The 23,069-nt window shown below is 64.5% G+C and carries 17 protein-coding genes; 10 read left to right on the forward strand and 7 right to left on the reverse strand.

The annotated features are described in order from the left end of the window. Positions 1–372, reverse strand: a 372-nt coding sequence (locus tag AB5Y64_RS16815; protein ID WP_368204306.1) for a hypothetical protein, incomplete at its 3' end; no start/stop codon positions are given. Positions 373–413: 41 nt separating this feature from the next. On the opposite strand from AB5Y64_RS16815, the gene AB5Y64_RS16820 reads away from it, so the two are divergent. From AB5Y64_RS16820 to AB5Y64_RS16830, 3 genes are all read left to right on the forward strand, one after another. Next, on the forward strand, positions 414–995 hold the full coding sequence (locus AB5Y64_RS16820; RefSeq protein WP_042864251.1) for a TetR/AcrR family transcriptional regulator: 582 nt from the start codon (positions 414–416) through the stop codon (positions 993–995). Positions 996–1,067: 72 nt separating this feature from the next. Next, positions 1,068–1,925 (forward strand): alpha/beta fold hydrolase, encoded by an 858-nt coding sequence (locus AB5Y64_RS16825; RefSeq protein WP_326511018.1) that lies wholly within the window; start codon positions 1,068–1,070, stop codon positions 1,923–1,925. A 117-nt stretch (positions 1,926–2,042) separates the two neighbouring features. Beyond that, positions 2,043–3,203: a patatin-like phospholipase family protein gene (locus tag AB5Y64_RS16830; protein ID WP_113977725.1), complete on the forward strand. Its 1,161-nt coding sequence runs from the start codon at positions 2,043–2,045 to the stop codon at positions 3,201–3,203. A gap of 27 nt (positions 3,204–3,230) precedes the next feature. On the opposite strand, the gene AB5Y64_RS16835 is transcribed toward AB5Y64_RS16830, so the two are convergent. After that, the gene (locus AB5Y64_RS16835; RefSeq protein ID WP_161470571.1) at positions 3,231–4,991 is read right to left on the reverse strand and encodes a cation:proton antiporter; all 1,761 of its coding nucleotides are present in this window, start codon (positions 4,989–4,991) and stop codon (positions 3,231–3,233) included. A 193-nt stretch (positions 4,992–5,184) separates the two neighbouring features. Here AB5Y64_RS16835 and AB5Y64_RS16840 point away from each other — a divergent pair, with 193 nt between their 5' ends. After that, positions 5,185–6,111 (forward strand): GGDEF domain-containing protein, encoded by a 927-nt coding sequence (locus tag AB5Y64_RS16840; RefSeq protein ID WP_244812586.1) that lies wholly within the window; start codon positions 5,185–5,187, stop codon positions 6,109–6,111. A gap of 30 nt (positions 6,112–6,141) precedes the next feature. On the opposite strand, the gene tilS is transcribed toward AB5Y64_RS16840, so the two are convergent. Further along, positions 6,142–7,488, reverse strand: coding sequence for a tRNA lysidine(34) synthetase TilS (gene tilS, locus AB5Y64_RS16845; RefSeq protein ID WP_368204292.1), 1,347 nt, complete (start codon positions 7,486–7,488; stop codon positions 6,142–6,144). A gap of 129 nt (positions 7,489–7,617) precedes the next feature. Here tilS and AB5Y64_RS16850 point away from each other — a divergent pair, with 129 nt between their 5' ends. From AB5Y64_RS16850 to AB5Y64_RS16865, 4 genes are all read left to right on the forward strand, one after another. Next, entirely contained in the window at positions 7,618–9,648 is a 2,031-nt protein-coding gene (locus AB5Y64_RS16850; RefSeq protein ID WP_279976616.1) for a M13 family metallopeptidase, read from the forward strand. Between the two features lie 112 nt (positions 9,649–9,760). After that, a complete protein-coding gene (locus AB5Y64_RS16855; RefSeq protein WP_010673427.1) occupies positions 9,761–10,198 on the forward strand; it encodes a PliI family lysozyme inhibitor of I-type lysozyme in 438 nt (145 codons plus the stop codon). Between the two features lie 349 nt (positions 10,199–10,547). Further along, the gene (locus AB5Y64_RS16860; RefSeq protein ID WP_368204294.1) at positions 10,548–12,275 is read left to right on the forward strand and encodes an ABC-F family ATP-binding cassette domain-containing protein; all 1,728 of its coding nucleotides are present in this window, start codon (positions 10,548–10,550) and stop codon (positions 12,273–12,275) included. A 72-nt stretch (positions 12,276–12,347) separates the two neighbouring features. Then, positions 12,348–12,884, forward strand: coding sequence for a GNAT family N-acetyltransferase (locus AB5Y64_RS16865; protein ID WP_113069825.1), 537 nt, complete (start codon positions 12,348–12,350; stop codon positions 12,882–12,884). Between the two features lie 43 nt (positions 12,885–12,927). Here AB5Y64_RS16865 and yjeH read toward each other — a convergent pair whose 3' ends face one another. Continuing rightward, positions 12,928–14,208 carry an L-methionine/branched-chain amino acid transporter gene (yjeH, locus tag AB5Y64_RS16870; RefSeq protein ID WP_042015548.1) on the reverse strand — a complete coding sequence of 427 codons (1,281 nt, stop codon included), beginning with the start codon at positions 14,206–14,208 and terminating at the stop codon, positions 12,928–12,930. 125 nt (positions 14,209–14,333) lie between these two features. Beyond that, a complete protein-coding gene (locus AB5Y64_RS16875; protein WP_049636279.1) occupies positions 14,334–15,626 on the reverse strand; it encodes an HAAAP family serine/threonine permease in 1,293 nt (430 codons plus the stop codon). A 495-nt stretch (positions 15,627–16,121) separates the two neighbouring features. On the opposite strand from AB5Y64_RS16875, the gene AB5Y64_RS16880 reads away from it, so the two are divergent. Next, positions 16,122–17,027, forward strand: coding sequence for a LysR family transcriptional regulator (locus AB5Y64_RS16880; RefSeq protein ID WP_103244742.1), 906 nt, complete (start codon positions 16,122–16,124; stop codon positions 17,025–17,027). Between the two features lie 106 nt (positions 17,028–17,133). Continuing rightward, positions 17,134–18,525 (forward strand): MATE family efflux transporter, encoded by a 1,392-nt coding sequence (locus AB5Y64_RS16885; protein ID WP_103244430.1) that lies wholly within the window; start codon positions 17,134–17,136, stop codon positions 18,523–18,525. A gap of 81 nt (positions 18,526–18,606) precedes the next feature. Here AB5Y64_RS16885 and accA read toward each other — a convergent pair whose 3' ends face one another. Further along, the gene (gene accA / locus AB5Y64_RS16890; RefSeq protein WP_010673419.1) at positions 18,607–19,557 is read right to left on the reverse strand and encodes an acetyl-CoA carboxylase carboxyl transferase subunit alpha; all 951 of its coding nucleotides are present in this window, start codon (positions 19,555–19,557) and stop codon (positions 18,607–18,609) included. A gap of 16 nt (positions 19,558–19,573) precedes the next feature. Next, positions 19,574–23,053, reverse strand: coding sequence for a DNA polymerase III subunit alpha (gene dnaE, locus AB5Y64_RS16895; protein WP_201921522.1), 3,480 nt, complete (start codon positions 23,051–23,053; stop codon positions 19,574–19,576). Between the last annotated feature and the right edge of the window lie 16 nt (positions 23,054–23,069).

A 23,069-nucleotide genomic window follows, 5' to 3' on the forward strand; every position in this document is an offset into this window, starting at 1 on the left:
ACCCAGGCGGTCATCGCCCTCCAGCAGATGGATATCAAGGACAGTTGAGCCCCTTGCCACCATCAGAGCCCATATCACTCCGCCTTCCGCAAACTCGGGGTCAAGCACCGCACCCAGGCGGTCATCGCCCTCCAGCAGATGGATATCAAGGACAGTTGAGCACCTTGTCACCATCAGAGCCCATATCACTCCGCCTTCCGCAAACTTGGGGTCAAGCACCGCACCCAGGCGGTCATCGCCCTGCAGCAAATGGGCATCAAGGACGACTGAGCTCGTCCCCGGCTGGCTTGTATCGAGCCAGCCCCCCTCTCTGGCACCCCGCGGCAGCCGGAAACGGCCTCCCTGCACCATTTGCGGCTCGACAATTAGCACGGTCGTACTTTATGCTGCCAGCCCAGAGAGAGGAGAGCCGGATGAGCAAGGGACGTCTGACCCGCGACACCATTTTGCAGACTGCATTCGAGCAGGCGAGCCAGCAGGGGCTGGAGAGCCTCACCATAGGCTCCCTCGCAACGGCTTGCGAGATGTCAAAAAGCGGTCTGTTCGCCCACTTCCAGTCCCGTGACAACCTGCAGATCGCCGTGCTCACCCATTCCGCCGAGGTATTTCGGGAGCGGGTGATCCAGCCGGTGCGCCAACAGGGACACGCCACCCAGCAGGAGAAACTGCTCGCCCTGTTGCAGGCCTGGCTGGCCTGGAACCAGAGTTTTGCCGGCCGCTGCATGTTCCTCGATGCCTGGACCTCCGCCCAGGAGGGTGAGGTCCAGCAGGCGGCACGCGAGCTGGTCCGTTTCTGGCTCGACTACCTGGCACGCCAGGTAGTGCAGGGGCAGGCCAGAGGGGAGTGGCGCAGCGATCTCGACCCCTGGCGCGCCGTCTATCGCCTCTATGGCCTCTATCTCGGGGATCAGGTGTTCCATGCCCTGGGGCTCAGCGAGGATCCGGCCCGCCACTTCTGGCCCGAGGTGGAACAATTGCTGGCCAGCTGGCGCTGACCCGACGGGCTCTTCCTTTTAAAAATTCGCAAAAAAGCACGACCGTTCGCACACAAAAGACACAGGATGACCATGAGCAGCAAGATCTACTTCAACACACGCCGCTTCAGCCCGAGCAAGTTGCTGCTGGGCCTCGGCACCCGCCTGCATCACGTGCTCGCGCCCACCCACGCCAAGCGCACCGCCAGCAAGCTGCTGCTCACCCCGCAGCGGGCGACCCGGGGCGTCGCAGCCCCGACCGGCCTGGTCGAGCAGGCCATCCACACCAGTGAAGGGACCCTGATGAGCTACCGGCTCGGGCAGGGGCCGGTCTGGCTGTTGATGCACGGCTGGTCAGGCAGTGCCAGCCAGTTCTATCCGTTGATGAGCCACATCGCCGCCCAGGGCTATACGGCCCTCGCCTACGATCACCCCGCCCACGGCCGGAGCGAAGGGAACAGGGGTCACCTGCCCCGCTTCGTGCGCGCTTTCGACGAGATCCTCGAGCGAGTCGGCCCCGTCCAGGGCGTCATCACCCACAGCATGGGGGGCGCCGTCACCCTCAGCAGCCGTCACCCGGCAATCGATACGCTGCCGCTGCTGCTCATCTCCCCGGTGCTCGACTACGTGCCCCAGCTCTACGGCATGGTGGCGCGCTCCGGCTACTCCATCCGGCTGTTCGATGCGGTGGTCAAGGAGATAGAACACGAATACCAGCACCCGCTCAGCACGGTTGACCCCCTTGGCCGGCTCGCCCGGCGCAGCGGCGCCGCCCTCATCGTTCACGATGAGGAAGACCGCTTCGCCCCCCACCGGGACTCCCTACGCGCGGCCCAGGATGGCAGAACCCGGCTGGTGAGCACCCGGGGGCTCGGCCATGGCCGTATTCTGGCAAGCCCTCCAGCCTTCGCCGCCTTCGATCAACTGAGCCAGACGCCCTTGGCAAACTGAAAATGAAACGGGCCGCAAAAATTGAGCGTGCGGCCCATTTTTATCCGGTATACAACGTCTTATAGTTGAATTGCGCGGTGGCAACCCGCCCTGGCGATCACGATAAGGCGCACCCTCATGGCCAGACCCAATACTGCTCTTCTGCTGACTGGTGGTGGTGCCCGCGCCGCCTATCAGGTCGGCGCACTCAAGGCGGTGGCCGAACTCTACCCCCGCAACATCGGCATCCCCTTCCCCATTTTGTGCGGCACCTCGGCGGGGGCTCTCAACATCACGGCGCTGGCGTGCTACGCCTCCTGTTTCCATCTGGGGGTGCGCAAGCTGGAGTGGGTCTGGCGACGATTCGAGACCCACCACATCTTCGACTTCCACCCTTGCCAACTGCTGTGGCGCACCCTCTATCAGGGCTCTGCCGGCCTCATCACCCCCCAGAGCAACCGAGCCTTTCACCTGTTTGACAACGCCCCCCTGCGCCGTCTGCTGGATCAGCTCATCGACTATCACCGCATCGATGACAACATTCTCTACGGCAGCCTGGAGGCCATCGCCATCACGGCCTCCGACTATGATGACGGCCTCTCCACCACCTTCTTCCAGGGGCGGGCCGAACATCAGCCCTGGGAGCGCGCCAGACGACGTGGCCTGCGTACCCTGCTCACCTCGGATCACCTGCTGGCCTCGTCGGCGCTGCCCTTTGTCTTTCCCGCCACCCCCATCGGCGATCGCATCTACGGGGATGGCTCCATCCACCAGCTGAGCCCGCTCAGTCCCGCCATCCACCTGGGGGCGGAGAGGATCCTGCTGGTGACCCTGGACTCCCCTCACAGGGAGAACCCGACTCCCCGCCAGGGGCACCTGACCAGCTCCAACATCGCGAGCCATCTGCTCAACACCGTCTTCTCCGACACCCTTAATTCGGATCTGGAGCGGCTCGGGCGCATCAACCAGACCCTTTCCCTCATTCCGGCACGGGAGCGCAGTCGACTGAAACTGCGCCAGGTGGAGACCTGCGTGATCCGCCCCAGCCAGGATCTCGACCTCATCGCCCTCGAATACCTCCCACGGTTGCCGACCCAGCTGCGCCGTCTGCTGCGAGTGCTCGGGGTCAACGGCGAAGAGAGCAGCAGCCTGGCCAGCTTCCTGATGTTTGACCCCGGCTATTGCCAGCGGCTCATCAAGCTGGGATACCAGGACGCGCTGGATCACCGCCAGCGCATCGAGGCCTTCCTCGACCTGCCGGGCAGCGGGAGGCAGGTGCAATTTCGCGAAGAGGCCTGAGGGGCCTTATCTCATGGGAAGGAGATCCTAGCGTCCCTCCAGCAGGCGCTGCTCGGCCTGTTCCATGGCCACGGCCGTGCCGAAGAGCACCAGGGTATCTCCCGCCGCCAGCACCAGCTCGCGCCTGGGATCCAGGCTGCGCTCCCCGCGATGAATCGCCTTGATGCGCACCTCTCCCAGGGCGAGATCCCGCACCCTGTGTCCCACCGCCCAGGCCTGGTCGTGCAGCAGCACGGGATGCAGCCGCTCGAGCAGTTGATCCGTCTCCAGATTGCCCGCACTCTTGCCGCCCCAGTAGAAACCGTGCAGAAAGCGATACTGGCTGCTGCGCTCGTGCTCCATGCGCCGGATCACCCGGCCGATGGGAATGTCGCAGTTGAGCAGCAGGTGGGAGACCAGCATCAGGGCTCCCTCCTGGGATTCGGGGATCACCTCGAAGGCGCCGGCCTGCTCCCCCGCGAGCTTCGCCTCACTCACCCGCTCGGGATCGAGATCCAGGGCCAGGAAAGGTATCTCTTCGAGCTTGAGAAAGCGGGCACAGGTTTGGCCGGTGCGTCCGAACCCGGCGATGATGACGTGCTGGTGTTTGCTCAGGCCCGACTGGGCCACCTCGGCGCGAGAGAGCAGGGCACTGTCGGTGAGGGAGTGGGCAAGCCCCAGCGCCCGCAACACCAGCCAGGGGGTGAGGGCGATGGAGATGACACCGATGCCGATGAGCAGAGAGACCAGCTGGTGATCCAGCAAGCCGTGATGACTCGCCAGCGCCAGCAGCACAAAACCGAACTCCCCGACCTGGCTCAACATGATGCCAGCGGCCATGGCGTCGCGCTTGCGCTCCCCCATCAGGCGGCCCGCCAGCAATATGAGCAGCGACTTGCACAGGATTAGCCCCGTCACACAGGCCAGCACCTGCCACCAGGCGCCCGCCACCAGCGCCCAGTCCATGGTCATGCCGATGGTAATGAAGAAGAGCCCCATCAACACGTCGCGAAACGGCTTGATGTCCACTTCGAGCTGATGACGATAGTGGGACTCCCCCAGCATCATGCCCGCCAGAAAGGCACCGAGCGCCATGGAGAGCCCCATCCACTGGGTCAGGGAGGCCGCCAGCAATGCCACCAGCAGGGCACTCAGTACGAAGAGTTCGTCTGAACGTGCGCGCGCCACCTCGAAAAACAGCATGGGCAGCAGCCACTTCCCCACCGCCAGCAGCACGGATAGCGCAAACAACCCCTTGAGGGAGGCCCAGGCGACCTCCGCCAGCAGGGCGCTGCCCTGCACCTCGGGCTGGGCCAGGATGGGGATCATCACCAGCAGGGGCACCACGGCGAGATCCTGGAACAGCAGCACGCTCACCCCGAGCTGGGCTCGCCGGGTATGGAGCTGCTTGAGCTCGCCGAGCTGCTTGATCACCACGGCGGTGGAGGAGAGCGCCAGGGTGCCTGATACCACCAGCGCCTGGGCCAGGCTCAGCCCCCACCACCAGCCGAGCCCGAAAAACAGCAGTGAGGTGAGCAGCACCTGCAGGCTGCCGACCCCCAACACCAGCTTGCGCATGGCGAGCAGACGCGGCAGGGAGAACTCGAGCCCGAGGGAGAACATCAGGAACACAATGCCAAGCTCTCCTATGGTCTGCATCATGGCCTGACCCGTGACGATGGCCACGCCATGGGGGCCGAGCAGCATGCCGGCAAACAGATAGGCAAGGATCACCGGCTGGCCGAGGCGCCGGAAAATGGCCACCAGCACAACGGCGAAGATCAGCAGGATCAACACATCGGCGTACACCCATCCCTCTCCTTCATCTGCCCGGCGCCCTCTTCCCTGACACAGCAAGTACAGCGCCCGCTCCCCATATGGCACGGCACTCGCTCAGCGGCAGGGATTTCCCCTCACGTTTCATCCCGTTAAGCCTAGCCAGCCCCCTTGTTTTTCATCGGACATATTTTAGGCACAGGGCTTGCAAGAGCCTGCGCAATGAATGGAGAGGTGTAAGGGCTGTAACGTGGAAAACACATCGTCATTGAACGGCTTCGGACATGGCATAGAGCAGTGGGTACAGCAGATGGAGCGGCTTGCGCCCTTGACCGGGCAGGACCGCTATCAGCAGATAGAGCAGTTGCTGGGGCAACGGGATCTTGACGCCCTGCTGGCAATCTTTGCCGAGCGGGTGGCAAACATTGTCCGGATCCACTCGCTCCAGTTCGACTGTGGCCAGCCCCATCCTCTCATCTCGCACCCGCCCCAGGCCAGGCTGACCCTGCATGCCTATCGCTTCGAGCTGCGGGGACGACACGAGCAGTTGCTCGGCCAGTTGCACTACGAGCTGGAGCACCCCCTGAGCGACGGCCAGAGGCGGTTGCTTGAGCAATATCATCAGCTGTTCAGTCTCCCCCTGCCCCTCTATCTGCGGCTGGATCGGCTGGAACAGCAGGTGCGGCTCGACCACCTGACCGGGCTTGGCAATCGCGCCTACTTCGATGAGGCCATCGGCCGGGCGGTGGAGCAACACAGCCGGGAACCCCACGGCCTGGTGTTGGTGCTGCTGGATCTCGACAGATTCAAGCAGGTCAATGACACCTGGGGCCACCCGGTGGGCGACCTGGTGCTAAGCCGCTTCGCCCAGTTGCTGCAGGGGTGCATTCGCGGGACGGATCAGGCGTTTCGCCTCGGCGGTGACGAGTTTGCCCTGCTGCTGCAGCCCGCGGACCCCGAGGCCTGGCGCCCGGTCTGGCTGCGGTTGCAACATGTGCTCCACAGCCACAAGGAGCTCAGCACCTTCTCTGTGGGGTGCAGCCTGGGAGCCGCCAGCTGGCAGTCTGGCATGGATGTGCAGCGCCTCTACGAGACGGCCGATACCCATCTCTACGCCCGCAAGAAAGCCGGGGGCTCCGGCCTGCCCGAATAGGGCATAACCCTTTCGCCTCCCGGCCCCCTGTCACTCTGCGATGTCAATTCGTATCCTGGGGGACGGGGGCCGCCACTCCCACGCCACCCCCTCTTCTGGCGCCAGAAATCCGTCGCAGACAAAGAGCCCGGCCACCAGTGCCACCTGTTCACCGTAGTAGAGGATGGGAATGCGCCCCCGCTGCCAGGAGGGCACCCCGTACTCTTGCAGCAGCTTCTTGAGCCGCCGGCTGCCCACCCGCCCCACCGGTTTCAGCATGACGCCGGGGGCGACCTGAAAACGCACCGAGAGCGGCTCGTCCCCCCTCGGTGTCCGCAACCCTTCGCCATCCGTTCTCCAGAGCCTGAACTGCCCGAGCCCGTCCGGCAGGGTGAGCGTCTCTTCCATCCCGATGGGCAGCACCTCCTCGCGGGGGGCGAGATCCGGCGCCACCAGGTACAGGCGCCCCTGATAGCGGCGGCACGCCAACCCTTGCAAGCTCAGCCTGGGGTTGGCGTCATCGCGCGCCAGCGCCACCTCCTGCCACAGCAGGCCCAGCAGCTCGCGGGAGGGCATCTCCCCCCCCTGGCGGCGGATCCAGTGGCGCAGCAGGTTGTTACGCCGCACGGGGGAGAGGGAGAGGAGTCCGTCAATGCGCAGCCCTTCTCCCTCACCCACCGCCTGCCAGTCCGCCTCGGCCAGCTCGCTGATAAGCGCCTCCTGCTCGGCGCACAGGGCCATGGTGCGCGCCGTCGTCCGGGCCATGGCGGGCCAGCGGTCCTTGAGCAGGGGAATGATCTGCTGGCGCAGGAAGTTGCGGTCATAGCTCGGGTCCTCGTTGCTCTCATCCTCAACCCAGCCATAAGGAAGTGACTGCGCGGCTTCCGCCAGCTCGGCCCGGCTCATGTCGAGCAAGGGGCGCAACAGATGGCCTGCGGCAAAAGGCTGGCTCGCCACCATGCCCGCCAGCCCGCGCAGACCGGCACCCCGCTTGAGCGCCAGCAGCAGGGTCTCCAGCTGATCGTCCTGATGGTGAGCGGTGAGCAGCCACTCCCCTTCCCCCAGGTGGGTGGCGAGTCGCTCATAACGCGCCGCCCGCGCCTGGGCCTCCAGGCTCTCCCCGTTGCCCCGACAGAGCTGCACCCGCTCCACGATGAGGGGCACCGCCAGTTGCCGGCACACCCCTTCGCAGTGAGCCACCCAGTCGTCGGCATGTGGGCTCAGGCCGTGATGAACGTGCAGGGCGTTCAGGGAGAGGCCGTGGGCGCGGGCAAAACGGACCGCCAGCACCAGCAAGACGGTGGAGTCGAGCCCGCCGCTGAAAGCCACCAGCAGACCGCGGGAACCTTCCGGCGTGGGCAGGGTCTGACAAAAACGAGAATAAATACGAGAAATCATAGGCTTCCCCAATACGACCAGGCCGATCTTAGCAGAGTCGGGCTTATCAAGCGCTAACCCGGCTGCTAGAGTGAATCGCTCCCTGCGTGGGCAAGGAAGCCATATAACCCGAATTGGAATAAAACCATAATGAACAACAAGAAACACATCCTGGCCACCCTCGTCGGGCTGGCCCTGCTGGCCGGTTGCAGTCAGGCACCGAGCCAACCGGACAAACACTCCGGCCTTGCGCTGGCCAACATGGACACCAGCGTCAAGCCTGGTGACGACTTCTTCCGCTACGTGAACGGCCACTGGCTCGCCACGGCCAAGATCCCCGATGACAGGCCCGCCGACGGCGCCTTCTACCTGCTGCGGGACAAATCCCTGGCGGACGTGCGAGTGCTGGTGGAGGGGCTGGATGGCAAAGCCGCCGCCGGCACCCCGGCCCAGCAGATCCACGACCTCTACCAGAGCTATCTGGATCAGGCCGCCCGCAACGCCAAGGGCACCACGCCCCTGCTGCCGATGCTGAGCGAGATAGAGCAGATCAGCACGCCGCAGGATCTCGCCCGCGCCTTCGCCCAGAGCGCCCGCACCGGTGGCGGCTCCCCCTTCGGTTTCTGGATTGACGCCGACGCCAAGGCCCCTGACAGCTATGCCGTCTACCTCTACCAGGCCGGCCTCGGCCTGCCGGATCGGGACTACTACCTCAAGCGCGACCCCAACAGCCAGGCGCTGCTGCACAAGTACGAGCAACACATCGCCGCCATGCTGACCCGCTTCGGTGAGACGGATGCCCAGGCCAAGGCGAAACGCATCCTGGCCCTCGAGACCAGGCTCGCCCAGATCCAGTGGGACAACGTGGCCCTGCGGGACAGAGAGAAGAACTACAACAAGGGACCGGTGAGCGAGCTGGGGCGCCTCGCCCCCGCCATCGACTGGGACGCCTACCTGGCCCAGGCCGGCCTTGCGGGGCAGCAGAGCCTGGTCATCGGCCAGCCCACCTATCTCTCGGCTCTGAACGAGGTGATGCAGCAGACCCCGGTTGCTGACTGGCAGGCCTACCTCAAGTGGCAGCTCATCACCGATTACGCCCCCTACCTCGACAGCCAGACCGATGCCCAGAATTTTGCCTTCTTCGGCACCGCCCTGAGCGGCACGCCCAAGCAGCGCGCCTCCTGGGAGCGGGCCCTCGGGGTACTGGACAACAATCTTGGGGAGGCGGTGGGCAAGCTCTATGTCGAGCGCTACTTCCCGCCAGCGGCCAAGGCCCGTATGGAGCAGCTGGTGGAGAACCTGCGCACCGCCTACGGCCAGAGCATCCAGGAGCTGGACTGGATGTCCCCGGCCACCAAGACCCAGGCCCTCGAGAAGCTCGCCAAGTTCAGACCCAAGATAGGCTACCCGGACAAGTGGAAGGACTACAGCGCCATCACCATTCGCCCCGACGATCTGGTGGGCAACCTGCAGCGGGCCCGCGCCTTCGAATACGCCGACAACCTGGCGCGCCTCGGCAAGCCGGTCGATCGGGACGAGTGGCACATGTCCCCCCAGACGGTGAACGCCTACTACAACCCGAGCAACAACGAGATCGTCTTCCCGGCCGCCATTTTGCAGCCCCCCTTCTTCGACATGACGGCGGACGATGCGGTCAACTACGGCGCCATCGGCGGGGTGATCGGCCACGAGATGGGCCACGGTTTTGATGATCAGGGGGCCAAATCCGACGGTGACGGCGTGATGCGCGACTGGTGGACGCCGGCGGATCTCAAGGAGTTTCGCTTCCGCACCAGCCGGCTGGTGGCCCAGTACAACCGCTTCGAGCCCATCAAGGGCCAGTACGTCAACGGCCAGTTTACCCTGGGGGAGAACATCGGCGATCTCGGCGGCCTCACCATCGCCCACAAGGCCTACCTGCTCTCCCTGGATGGCAAGGAGGCCCCGGTGCTGGACGGTTTTACCGGCGAGCAGCGCTTCTTCCTCGGCTGGGCCCAGGTGTGGAAGGGCATGTATCGCCCCGAGCTGATGCAGATGCTGCTCGCCTCGGATCCCCACTCGCCGCCGGAATACCGGGTCAACGGCGTGGTACCGAACATCCCCGCCTTCTACGAGGCGTTCAAGATCCAGCCCGGCGACAAGCTCTATCTGGACCCGGCCAAACGGGTCAAGATATGGTGATGACAACCCGGGCAGGGGGCGGCCGACCAGCGGCCCCCTGCCCGCTTCCGACGTGGCAGGGAAGCGTCCCCTGCCCGTCACAGACACATAAGCAGCAACAAGGGTCCTCTCCATGAAAGCCTTATTCCTTACTCTCGGCCTGCTCACCCTGCCCCTCGCCAGCCAGGCGGCGGATGGCTTCTTCAAGCAGCTGACGCTCCCCTCCGGCCAGGTGGTGACCGTCAGCGAAGGGCGCGGCGAGCCCGCCTCCACCGGCAGCTACGACGTGCGCCTCTACTCCGGTGCCAACCCCCAGTTTCCGCTGGATCAGTTCATCGACGGCAAGGTGCTGCCGCGCGATGGCAGCATCAAGGAGATCAAGTTGCTGGATCTCAACGGCGACAAGCAGCCTGAAGTCATCGTCGTGGTGGAGAGCGCCGGCAGCGGCAGCTACCTGAGCGCCGACGCCCTCACCATCAATCCCCAGGAGGGGCTGGAGAGCTTCAACCACGTGGAGGGACTGGCCCCCAGTGACGATGTGATTGAGGCCCTCAAGACCCCCCGCGACTGACCCCCCACGCCCCGTATCACGGGGCGTTTTTTACCCCGCACCTCCCGATGCGGTGCCCACGGCCCCCCACAGGGCGGATGGACGACTGTTTTTTTCTGTGCCTATAATCGCCGCACCCTGCCATAACGAAACACAAGGAGGTAAAAAATGGTTATCCAAGCGTGTCCGATGTTCTCGGCTCGCCTGTTCGGCACATTCAAGTGCTCTTGCCTGCATACCATCGCGCTGCGATAGCGGGTTCGAGCAAAGCCGACTCCCTTCCATACCGAGACCTTTCTCGACTCTACCGTTGTCGCCAGCGCTCCTGATGACAGGGATTTCCTATCCCGCGATTTAAGAGAGCAAGAGCATGACAACCCTGATGAGTACCCATTCCCTGCAGATGAGTGCGGGGCACCTTCCCTTATTTGATCACCTCGAACTCGGCATTCGCGCAGGCGACCGACTCGGCCTGATTGGCGCCAACGGCTGCGGCAAGAGCACATTGCTCGCGCTGCTGGCGGGCGAGCGCACGCCCCAGGCCGGCCGGGTCGTGCAGGCCGCCGCCTGCCGCTGCGAGTTCGTGGCCCAGCAACTGCCCGCCGGGCTTTCCACCCTCAGCACCCGCGCCGTGCTGCTGGATGCGCTCGGCAACGACCCCGCCGCCGAATGGCAGGTGGACAAGCTGCTGGCCGAACTGCAGCTGGAGGCCCAGGCCACATTGCAGGTCAGTGCACTGAGCGGTGGCCAGCACAGCCGGCTGCAGATAGGCCGCGCCCTGCTGCGCCAACCCAACCTGCTGCTGCTCGATGAGCCCAGCAACCACCTGGACTTGCCCGCCCTGCTCTGGCTCGAGCAGTTTCTGCTGGGCTGGCGCGGCGCCTTCGTGCTGGTCTCCCACGACGCTCGCCTGCTGGACCGCGTCACGGATCAGACCCTGATCCTGCGAGATGGCCAGTTGCACCGCTTCGCCCTGCCCTGCAGCCAGGCCAGGGCGGCGCTGGCTGCCGAGGATGAGCAGGCCCGCCTGCGCCGGGCGGATGAGCAAAAGGAGATAGACCGCCTGAGCGCCAGCAGCAAGCGCCTCGCCATCTGGGGGCGGGAGCATGACAACGAGAAGCTGGTGCGCCAGGCCAAGTCCATGGAAAAGCGCATCGCCCGCCTGCAGGAGGAGCAGAGCCAGGTGGCGGCGCTGGCCCCCTGGCGGCTCGAGCTGCGCGGAGTGAGCCTGCCTGCCGACACCCTGCTGCGACTGGAGGCCCTCGACGTATCGCCGGCACCGGCACTGCCGCCGCTGCTGCGTGCCGAGGGGCTCTGGCTGCGAGCGGGGGACAGGGTTGCCCTACTCGGTGCCAACGGCACCGGCAAGTCCTCCCTGCTGCGCCAGTGCTGGCGCGAACTGACCATGCAGAGTCCGCAGGCGGGCTGGTACTGCCACCCCGGCGCCAGCATCGCCTATTACGATCAGTCCCTGCAGCAGCTGGCTGACGACGCCACCCTGAGCGACGCGCTGTACCCCCTGGCCCCTCTGCCTGAGGTGACGCGGCGACAGGCGCTGATCCGGGCGGGCTTCCCCTATGCCCGCCACGGCCAGCAGGTGCACACCCTGAGCGGGGGCGAGCGGGCACGGTTGCTGTTCCTCGCCCTGTCCCTCGGCAGCCACCACATGCTCTGGCTCGACGAACCCACCAATCACCTGGATCTGGCGGGCAAGGAGGAGCTGGCCGAGGCGATTGCCGCCTTCCCCGGGGGCGTGCTGCTGGTCTCCCACGACCGGGAGCTGATCGAGCGCAGTTGCAACCGCTTCTGGCTGATACAGGACGGGCGCATCCAGGAGGCCCACAGTGCCGAGCGGGCCTATGCCGAGCTGCTGGGCGATGCCCCCTTGCCGCAGGCGGGCAGCCCGGCTCGATCAGGTGACCCGCAGACCGCGGCCGCCACGGGGGATGACGAAGAGGCGCTGCTGGCGCGCTGGTATGAGCTCGATGCCCTGCTCGCCGCCGATCTGGCCCGCAAGCCCAGGCACCAGACCCCGCGCCTGCAGCAGCAGTGGCGTGACGAGCTGGCGCGCCTTGCCGAGCGGCTCGGGTTTGCCTGACGCCAGCCCGGCTCATCCATCTCTTATGACGCAACACACGCGGCCAGCCACGGCTGGCCGCAAGGAGTCATCATGACATCAGCACCACCCCACATCAGGCTGGATCCCGTCACCGACACCGACCTGCCTCACATCTATCGCGGCCTCTCCGATCCCCGGGTCGTCGCCTACTACGGCGTCAGCTACGACAGCCTGGCGGCATGCCGGGCACAGATGGATTGGTATGCCGAGCTGACCCGTACCGGCCGTGGCGCCTGGCATCTCATTCGCGACCGGCACACGGGCGAGCCGCTGGGGGCCATCGGCTACAACGATGCCGACCCGACTCACCGGTGTGCCGAGCTGGGCTACTGGCTCTATCCCGAACACTGGGGCAAGGGGGTGATGAGCGCGGCGCTGCAACTCTGGCTCCCGCTCACTTACCGCACCACCGACCTGCACCGGCTGCTGGCGGTGGTGGAGGAGCCCAACCTCCCCTCCGCCCGCCTGCTGGAGCGGGCCGGTTTTCACTACGAGGGCACGGCGCGTGAGTGCGAGCGCAAGGGGGATGGCTTCATCTCCCTGCGCCACTACGCCATCTTGCGCAGCGACCTGCCCGCCAGCCTGTGACCCGCAACAACAAGCCCCGCACTGCGGGGCTTTTTTTCGGGAGTTACTTGATGGCGCAGACACCCTCATCGGACGCCGAGCGGCGGCGTCTGCGCCGCCACAGGGAGAAGCCGCCATACCCCAAGCTCAGCACGACGGCATAGAGCACCTGGGTGGCGAGGGCCAGCAGCACCAGGGCACAGAGCAGCACGCTGAGGCCCGCCAGCCCCTTGCCGGTCCCCGACAACAAGCGCCAGCCGGCCGCCATGCAGAGCAGATAGACCAGCACGAAGTTGCCGTTGGCGTAGCGGATCAGCGCATCGAGGGGCAGACGCAGCCAGAGGATCAGGGTGATGGAGACGAAACAGATGGCGAGCACCCAGGCAAGGGCATGCAGGGGAGCGCCCCGGGCCGAGAGGCGAGAGAGGGAGACCGGCAGTTTGCCCTCCCGCGCCATGCTCCAGATAAGGCGCGCAAAACCTTGCAGGTAGATGTTGATGCTGGCGAAGCAGGAGAGATAGCCCAGCACCGCCACCAGCCACTTGGCGGTGGGGCCGAACAACAGGGAGAGCAGGGCCGGAATGGCGGTGGCATTGGTCGCCTCGTCCCCGTAGAGGTCATATTTGAGCACCACCAGCGAGTGCACCCAGTAGATGAGCCCCGCCAGCAGCACGCCCCCCAGCAGGGCAAGGGGGTAGTCCCGCTCTGGCCGCTTGAACTCCTCCCCCATGTGGGCGAAGGCCTCGAGCCCCACGAAACACCAGAACATCACCGCCAGCGCCGAGCCCATGGCGGGCCATTCGCTCGCCGTTGGCAGAGGCTGGGCGGCATCGCGCCAGCTGAGATCCCCCTTGACCCAGATAAGCAGGGTGAGCCCCAGAATGGCCAGGGCGATCAGCAGTTGCAGGTTGCCGGAGGAGCGCGCTCCCCGCAGCCCCAGCAGAAAGACCCCGAGCAGGGTGAGCAGCTGGATGCCCCAGAGGGTCCACTCCCCCATGTCGAACAGGGCGTGCCAGAAACCGGCGGCGATGGTGAGGGCGGCAGGCAGGCCCACCGGCAGCACCGCCAGAAACAGGAAAGCGGAGAAGCGCTCGGCGCCGTTGCCAAAGGCGAGGCCAATCAGATGGGGCGCGCCACCCGCGTGGGGATAACGCCGCCCGAGGCGGGCGAAGGTAAAGGCGATGGGCAGCACCAGGGCAATCAGCAGCAACCAGGCCCACAGCGACGCCCCTCCCGCCAGCGAGGCGGCGGTGGCCGGTACCACGAAGATCCCGGTACCGAGCAGGGAGGTGGCGAGCAGCCCCATCCCCTGCCAGAGCCCGAGATCCTTTTTCAACCCAGACATATCCTGTTGTCCCGTCTAGAAAAACATCCCGCCATGTTAGGCCGCCACCACCGCTTTGTTAAGCATTTGTGCCCATAAAAAAACCGCCCCGGGGGGCGGCTTTCTCACAGGGATGAACGCTGTCATCAGGCAATCAGCTTGTAGATGATACCGGACATGGCGATGAGGCCGATGAGGGTGACGAAGCCGTTGCTGAGGTTGCCGGCATATTTGCGCATGGCCGGCACCTTGGCGATGGCGTACATCGGCATCAGGAAGAGCAGCATGGCGATGATGGGGCCGCCCAGATCTTCAATCATGCCGAGGATGCTCGGGTTGATGGTGGCCACGGCCCAGGTGGTCAGGATCATGAAGACCGCGGTCACCTTGTTCAGCTGCTTGACGTCGACGTTCTTGCCCTTCTCGCGCAGGGACTTGGCCATCAGGCCGTTCATGCCCTCTTGCGCACCCAGGTAGTGACCCAGGAAGGACTTGCTGATGGCAACCATGGCGATGAGCGGTGCCACGGTGGCGATCACCGGGTTGTCGAAGTGGTTGGCCAGGTAGGAGAGGATGGAGATGTTCTGCTCCTTGGCCGCCGCCAGGTCAGCCGGGGAGAGGCTCAGCACGCAGCTGAACACGAAGAACATTACCGTCATCACCATCATGACGTGGGCGCCCAGCAGGATGTTGCTGCACTTCTTCTCGGCGTTGGCGCCGTAGCGGCCTTTGTTGTCCACCGCGAAGGAGGAGATGATCGGGGAGTGGTTGAAGGAGAACACCATCACCGGGATGGCCAGCCACAGGGTCTTGATGAAGTCGCCGTTGAAGGCCTCACCCAGCGCCGGGGCTTCGGTGATGATGGCACCGTTCCAGTGCGGGATCAGGTAGAGCGCCAGGCCCATCAGAGTGACCACGAACGGGAAGACCAGCACGCTCATCGCCTTGACGATGACCTGGCCGCCCAGGCGAACGATTGCCATCAGACCCAGGATCAGCACCAGGGAGAGGATGGCACGGGGAGGTGCCGTCATACCCAGTTGGTGCACCATCAGGCTCTCGACGGTGTTGGTGATGGCCACGGAGTACATCAGCAGGATGGGGTAGATGGCGAAGAAGTAGAGCAGGGTGATGAACTTGCCTGCGGTCTTGCCGAAGTGCTCTTCCACCACCTCGGTGATGTCGCCGTCACGGGTGGAGCCGGACAGCACGAAGCGGGTCAGGCCACGGTGGGCGAAGAAGGTCAGCGGCAGGGCCAGGATCAGCATGGCGACCAGCGGCCACAGGCCACCGACACCGGCATTGATCGGCAGGAAGAGGACACCGGCGCCGATGGCGGTACCGTACAGACCCAGCATCCAGACCACGTCGGCCTTGTTGATGCCACGGGAGGAGGCTTTGCTCAAGCTGCCTTCAACTGCAATGTTCATGTCAGACATAGGGGTGTTCCTGTCATCAAGGAAAGTGGGATCTTAACTTGTCAGTGGGCCTGGGCCCGGTTCCTTTCCCTGGAACTCCAGCTATTCGTCCTGTTTGTTCCTCCGCCCCGGCCATCCGGCCGCCACTCCCTGTGGCAACCTGATTGCAACAAACACGGGCGGGGAGTCGTAATACAGAGGGGATCGTGCTCGCTCGTTAACAACGGGATAACGCTCACCTCATCCGATGAGATGACTCTAGTTAAAAGGCCCTATTAATCACAGCGTTTTTTTGAATTAATCAACCAAAGTTTGATTGGAATCGCCTTTCCGTCGCTTCAGATCACACTTGAATCGCCATATTGCGATTTTTTTTTAACATATAAGCTTTTTGGTGTGATCCACCTCACCCTTGAAACGCGCAACAATTTCGTCACAACCCCCTCGTTGCCCCCGATTGTCTCCCGTCGCCCCATGGCGTACCCTTTGTGTCCGCCCTTTTTCTGCGTACCGACCATGACCCTCTCCCGCACCGATCTCTCCGAGCTGGCCGTGTTTGCCGCCGTCGCCCGTCACCGCAGTTTCAGCAAGGCCGCCCTCGAGCTCGGGGTCTCCGCCTCGGCCCTGAGTCATGCCCTCAAAGGGCTGGAGAGTCGCCTGGCCGTCAGGCTGCTCAATCGCAGCACCCGGGCCGTGGTGCCGACCGAAGCGGGCGAACGGCTGCTGGCCCAGGTGCTGCCAACCCTGGGGCAACTGGAGGCGGCGCTGGCGGAGCTGACGCGCCACGCGGGCGAACCCGTGGGCAGGCTCAGGCTCTGTGCCCCGCGAGCCGCCATCCAGGAGGTGCTGGCCCCGGTGCTCATCGACTATCTGGTGCGCTACCCGCGCATGCAGGTGGAGGTGGAAGAGCTGGAGCTGATGCCCCGCCTCATCGAGGATGGCTACGACGCCGCCCTCTTTTACGGCGACCTGCTGCCCCAGGAGATGATCTCGGTTCCCCTGGGCCCGCAGCAGCGCTATCTGGTGGTGGGCTCCCCCGACTATCTGGCGCGGCGTGGCACCCCTCGCCACCCCTCGGATCTGCGCCAGCACGACTGCATCGGTTATCGGCTCACGCCCCATCACCACTATCGCTGGGCCTTTGCCGCCGAGGGGGAACTGCTTGAGATCGAAGTGACGGGCCCGCTCACCACCAGCACGCCCGCGCTCTACCTGGGGGCGGCCGAGGCGGGGCTCGGGCTCGCCTACTGCCATGAAGGGGAGGTGTTCGACGCCCTGGCATCGGGGCGGCTGGTAAGCGTGCTGGATGACTGGAGCCCCAGCTTTGCCGGGTTCAACCTCTTCTATCCGGGCCGGCACCAGCTGGGGCAAGGGCTGCGAGCCCTGATCGACATGCTGAAGGAGTATCACAGGATCCGTTGATTGATGAAATTTATTCAGCAATCCATCAAATTAAAGCCTGATTATCAATTAAACCATAATAAACTAGACTGTCTGCTCGATTCCGGCCCTTTTCCCGAGTACAGATATGTCCGCCTACTTCCGTCTGCGTCAACGGGCCATGGCCCGCCGTTTCTGGGGCTATGCCCTCCCCTCCGTCATGGCCATGCTGGTCTCCGGCGCCTACTACCTGGTAGACGGCATCTTCGTCGGCCACTACGTGGGGGCCGCCGGCCTTGCCGGCATCAACCTGGTCTATCCGGTCATCATGGTGCTCATCGGCCTTGCCGCCATGATCGCCATGGGGGCCGCCACCGCCATCTCCTTCCAGCAGGGCGCCAGGAACCTCGCTCTGGCCCGCCAGGCTCTGGTCAGCGCCCTCTGGCTGCTGCTGATCCTGGGCACGGTAGCGCCGCTGCTGCTGCACCACTGGCACACCGATATCCTGCAGGCCCTGGGAATGGCCCCCGGCACCGACACCTGGCAGCAGGCCAGCGACTACCTCACCTGGATTGGCGGTGGCACCCTGCTGCTCGCCAGCAACCTGGCGGTGCCCTACCTGCTTCGCAACGACGGCCGCCCTCGCCTCGCCATGGTACTGGTGAGCGGCGGCGCCCTCCTCAACATCCTGCTCAACTACATCATGGTGGGCCGGCTCGGGCTCGGCCTCACCGGCACAGCCCAGGCCACCCTCCTCTCGGAGGCCATGGTCAGCCTGCTCGGCCTGGGGTACTTCTTCACCCGCCACGCCCGGTTGCGGCTGACCTGGCGCCAGCTGGTGCCCCGCTTCCCGGCCATGCCGAACCTGCTCTTCACCGGGCTGCCGAGCCTCATCGCCCAGTTCAATCTGGGGCTGCTGTTGCTGCTGCACAACAGCCAGCTGATGGTGCACGGTACGGTCAAGGATCTGGCGGGCTTCACCGTGGCGGGATACACGGAGGCGGTCTTCATCGTCATCCTGCAGGGACTGGCGTTTGGCATCCAGCCCCTGGTGAGCCAGGCAGCCGGGGCCGGGCGCCATCGCGACCTCCAGTTCCTGATGGCGATGGGGCTCAAGATCACCCTGGTCTATGGCCTGGGGGTCTGGCTGATTGTCCAGCTGCTGCCGCAGCCGGTCGCCATGCTCTACACCGGTGATCAGGACGCAGAGCTGCTCGCCGCCGCCATCAGCAGCCTGACCCTCAACCTCGCTGCCCTGCCCCTGGAGGGGATCGTCATGTTCGGCATCGTGCTGTTGCAGGCCATGGCCCGCACCCGCCAGGCCCTCGTCATCTCCGTGGCCAAGACGGTGCTGCTGCTGCCCCTCATCTTCCTGCTGCCCCTCTGGTGGGGGCGCGACGGGGTCTTGATGGCACAGCCCGCCACCGTGCTGCTGCTGACGCCCCCCCTGTGCTGGCTGCTGTGGCGGGAGTGGCGGGCCCTGAGCCCTGCCGGAGGGCGTGCTTCCGCCCCCATGCACCGGGCGCTGACCGCCCCCTGAGACCCGCCCCGGCGTCCCCCCACAAACGTCGCCCATAAAAAAAGTCCCCGCATGCGGGGACTTTTTATTGGAAGCAGCAGATCAGCAGTAGCCGTAACCCAGCAGACGCTGGTAGCGCTGCTCCAGCAGTTGCTCGCTGTCGAGGGGGCGCAGGGCATCCAGATCCTGCTTGATGCGCGCTTTCAGGTGCTTGGCCATCTTCTCCACGTCGCGGTGGGCACCGCCGAGGGGCTCCTCGACGATGTTGTCGATGAGCTTCAGCTCCTTCAGGCGCTGGGCGGTGATGCCCATGGCATCCGCCGCCACCGAGGCCTTCTCGGCGCTCTTCCAGAGGATGGAGGCGCACCCTTCCGGGGAGATGACGGAGTAGGTGGAGTACTGCAGCATGTTGACCCGATCACCCACGCCGATGGCGAGAGCGCCGCCGGAACCGCCTTCACCGATCACGGTGCAGACCACCGGCACGGTCAGGCCGGCCATGACTTTCAGGTTGCGGGCGATGGCTTCGGACTGGCCACGCTCCTCGGCACCCACGCCGGGGTAGGCACCCGGGGTGTCGATGAAGGTGATGATCGGCATCTTGAAGCGCTCGGCCATCTCCATCAGGCGCAGGGCCTTGCGGTACCCTTCCGGGCGCGGCATGCCGAAGTTGCGCTTGATCTTCTCCTTGGTCTCGCGACCCTTCTGGTGACCGATGATCATCACGGGCTCGCCGTCGAGACGGGCGATGCCGCCGACAATGGCCTTGTCATCGGCATAGGCGCGATCCCCGGCCAGCTCGTCGAAATCGGTGAATATCTGCTCGATGTAGTCGAGGGTGTAGGGGCGCTGGGGATGACGTGCCATCTGGGATACCTGCCAGGCACCCAGATCGCCGAAGATCTTCTTGGTCAGCTCTTCGTTTTTCTTCTCCAGCCGGCGAATGTCTTCGCTGAGATCCACGGCACTGTTGTGCTCGCTCACATGGCGCAGCTCATCGATCTGTGCCTGCAACTCGGCGATCGGCTGTTCAAAATCCAGAAAAAGACTCATAGGGACAATAGATCCTCTAATCAAAAACCAATTCAACCCGCTCTCGTCCAAGCAGGACTCGCAAGTCATCTATCAGTTGATCGGTGGGCGTCACCCGCCACTCGGTACCGAGCGTCAATCGCACCCGGGAACCGGGGCGACGATAGTTTACCTGAACCGGACAGACTCCGGCACGGGCGGGCTCCAAAATCTCGCACAAACGCGGGAAAAAGCGCTCGTCAATGCGTTGTTCATCGAGGGAGATGCGGATTGCCCTGGCAAAACGCTCCCTCGCATCGTTGATATCCAGCAACTCGCGGGCCGACATTTTAAGGCCACCGGAGAAGTCATCAAAGCTGACCTGTCCAGAAACCACTAAAATACGGTCTTTTTGCATCAATTCTTCGTATTTTTCCAGCGCTTCACTGAAAAGGGTCACATCCAGACGGCCGGATCTGTCGTCCAGAGTGAAGATCCCCATCTTGTTGCCGCGCTTGGTCACCATGCTGCGCGCCGCGATCACCAACCCCGCCGCCGTGGTCACCGTATCCCGGGAGGTGGGATGCAGATCGCACAGTCGGCCCGAGGTGTAGCGCCGCAGCTCGCTGCTGTACTGGTTGATGGGGTGACCGGTGAGGTAGAGCCCGAGGGTCTCGCGCTCCCCTTCCAGCCACACCTTGTCAGGCCAGTGCGGCACGTTGGCGAACGCCTTCTTGACGTCGTCGATCTCTTCGGTGAGCACGCCGAACATGTCGACCTGCCCCACCGCCTGGGCCTTGGCGTGCTGCTCGGCGGCGCGCATCGCCTCCTCCAGGGTCGCCATCAGGGCGGCGCGGTGGGGGCCGAGCCTGTCCATGGCGCCGGAGAGGATGAGCTTCTCCATCACCCGCTTGTTGAGCTTCTTGATGTCGACCCGGTTGCAGAAATCGAACAGGTCGCGGAACGGACCGTCCCGATCCCGCGCGTCCAGGATCGCCTCGATGGGCCCTTCCCCTACTCCCTTCACCGCGCCGATGCCGTAGACGATGTGGCCGTCCTCGTTGACGCTGAAGCGGTAGCGACCGGTGTTGACGTCCGGCGGGATCACGGTCAGCCCCATGCGCTGACACTCGTCCACCAGGGTCACTATCTTGTCGGTGTTGTCCATGTCCGCGGTCATCACCGCCGCCATGAACTCCGCCGGGAAATGGGTCTTGAGCCAGAGGGTCTGGTAAGAGACCAGCGCATAGGCAGCGGAGTGGGACTTGTTGAAGCCGTAGCCCGCAAACTTCTCCACCAGATCGAAGATCTTCATCGCCAGTTCGCCGTCGACGCCGTTCTTGACCGCCCCCTCCTCGAAGCCCGCCCGCTGCTTGGCCATCTCTTCGGGTTTTTTCTTGCCCATGGCCCGGCGCAGCATGTCCGCGCCACCCAGGGTATACCCCGCCAGGGTCTGGGCGATCTGCATCACCTGCTCCTGGTAGAGGATGATGCCGTAGGTGGGCTCGAGTATGGGTTTGAGGCTTTCGTGCTGCCACTTCTCGTCCGGGTAGGAGATGGCCTCCTTGCCGTGCTTGCGCTCGATGAAGTTGTCCACCATGCCCGACTGAAGCGGGCCCGGACGGAACAGGGCCACCAGCGCGATCATGTCTTCGAAGCAGTCGGGCTGCAGCCGCTTGATGAGGTCCTTCATGCCGCGGGATTCGAGCTGGAACACCGCCGTGGTCTCGAAACGCTGCAAGAGGGCGAACGACTTCTTGTCGTCGATGGGGATGGCGGCGATGTCCACCGGCGGCTTGCCCTCTTTGGCAAGACGGGGGTTTATCATGCCAAGGGCCCAGTCGATGATGGTGAGCGTTCGCAGCCCCAGGAAGTCGAACTTCACCAGGCCCGCGTACTCCACGTCGTTCTTGTCGAACTGGGTGACCGGATGATGCCCCTCGTCGTCGCAATAGAGCGGCGCGAAGTCGGTGATCTTGGTAGGCGCGATCACCACGCCACCGGCGTGCTTGCCGGCGTTGCGCACCACCCCTTCCAGGCGGCGGGCCATGTCGATGAGGTCCTTGACCTCCTCGTCTTGCTCGTAGAGCTCCGGCAACTTGGGCTCGGCTTCGAACGCCTTGGCCAGGGTCATGCCCGGATCCGGCGGGATCAGCTTGGAGATGCGATCCACAAAACCGTAGGCGTGGCCCAGCACCCGGCCGACGTCCCGCACCACCGCCTTGGCCGCCATGCTGCCGAAGGTGATGATCTGGGATACCGCCTCCCGGCCGTACATCTCGGAGACGTGATCGATCACCTCGTCGCGCCTGTCCATGCAGAAGTCGACGTCGAAGTCGGGCATGGAGACCCGCTCGGGGTTCAGGAAACGTTCGAACAGCAGGTCAAATTCCAGCGGATCCAGGTCGGTGATCTTGAGGGCATAGGCCACCAGCGACCCCGCCCCCGAGCCCCGGCCCGGACCGACGGGGATGCCGTTGTCCTTGGACCACTGGATAAACTCCATCACGATGAGGAAGTAACCCGGGAAGCCCATCTGGTTGATCACTTTGAGCTCGATGTCGAGACGCTCGTCATACTCGGGACGACGCTCGGCCCGCACCGCCGGATCCGGGAACAGGAAGGCCAGCCGCTCCTCCAGCCCTTCCTTCGACTTCATGACCAGGAAGTCTTCGGTGGTCATGTCGCCGGTGGGGAAGTTGGGCAGGAAATACTCGCCAAGGCGCACCGTCACGTTGCAGCGCTTGGCGATCTCCACCGTGTTTTCCAGGGCTTCCGGGATGTCGGCAAACAGCTCCGCCATCTCCTCCTGACTGCGCAGGTACTGCTGGGGGCTGTAGCGGCGCGGTCGGCGCTTGTCCATCAGGGTGTAGCCGTCGTGGATGGCGACCCGGATCTCGTGGGCATCGAAGTCATCGGCGGTGAGGAACACCACCTCGTTGGTGGCCACCACCGGCAGTTCGAACTCGCTGGCAATGGCCACCGCCATGTGCAGGTAGACCTCCTCGTCCGGGCGGCCGGTACGCAGCAGCTCCAGGTAGTAGGCATCCGGGAAATGGGTCTGGTAGAAGGCGAGGCAATGCTCCACCATCTGGCGGTTGCCCTTGAGCAGGAACTTGCCCACATCCCCCTCGCGCCCGCCGGAGAGGACGATCACCCCCTTGGCATGTTCGCCAAGCCAGGCCTTGTCGATGACGGGGCGCCCCTGCACATGACCGCGCTGATAGCCGCGGGAGATGAGCAGGGTGATGTTCTGGTAGCCGTCGTTGTCCATGGCGAGCAGGGTGAGGCGGAACTGCTCGTCCCCAAGCTCGTCGCTCTGCACCCAGAAATCCGCCCCGACCAGGGGCTTGATCCCCTTGCCGTGGGCAGAGCCGTAGAAGCGCACCAGGCCGCACATGTTCATCTGGTCCGTCAGGGCCAGGGCCGGCATGTTGTTGGCGGCGGCTGCGGAGACGATGGGACCGATCTTCTGCAGGCCGTCGACCATGGAGAAGTCGGAGTGCACCCTCAGGTGGATGAAGCGGGGATCAGCCATGGTCACGCCCTCTCAT

Origin of the sequence: Aeromonas sp. R5-1 (assembly GCF_040908265.1) — a bacterium.
GTDB classification, from domain to species: Bacteria; Pseudomonadota; Gammaproteobacteria; order Enterobacterales; family Aeromonadaceae; genus Aeromonas; species Aeromonas caviae.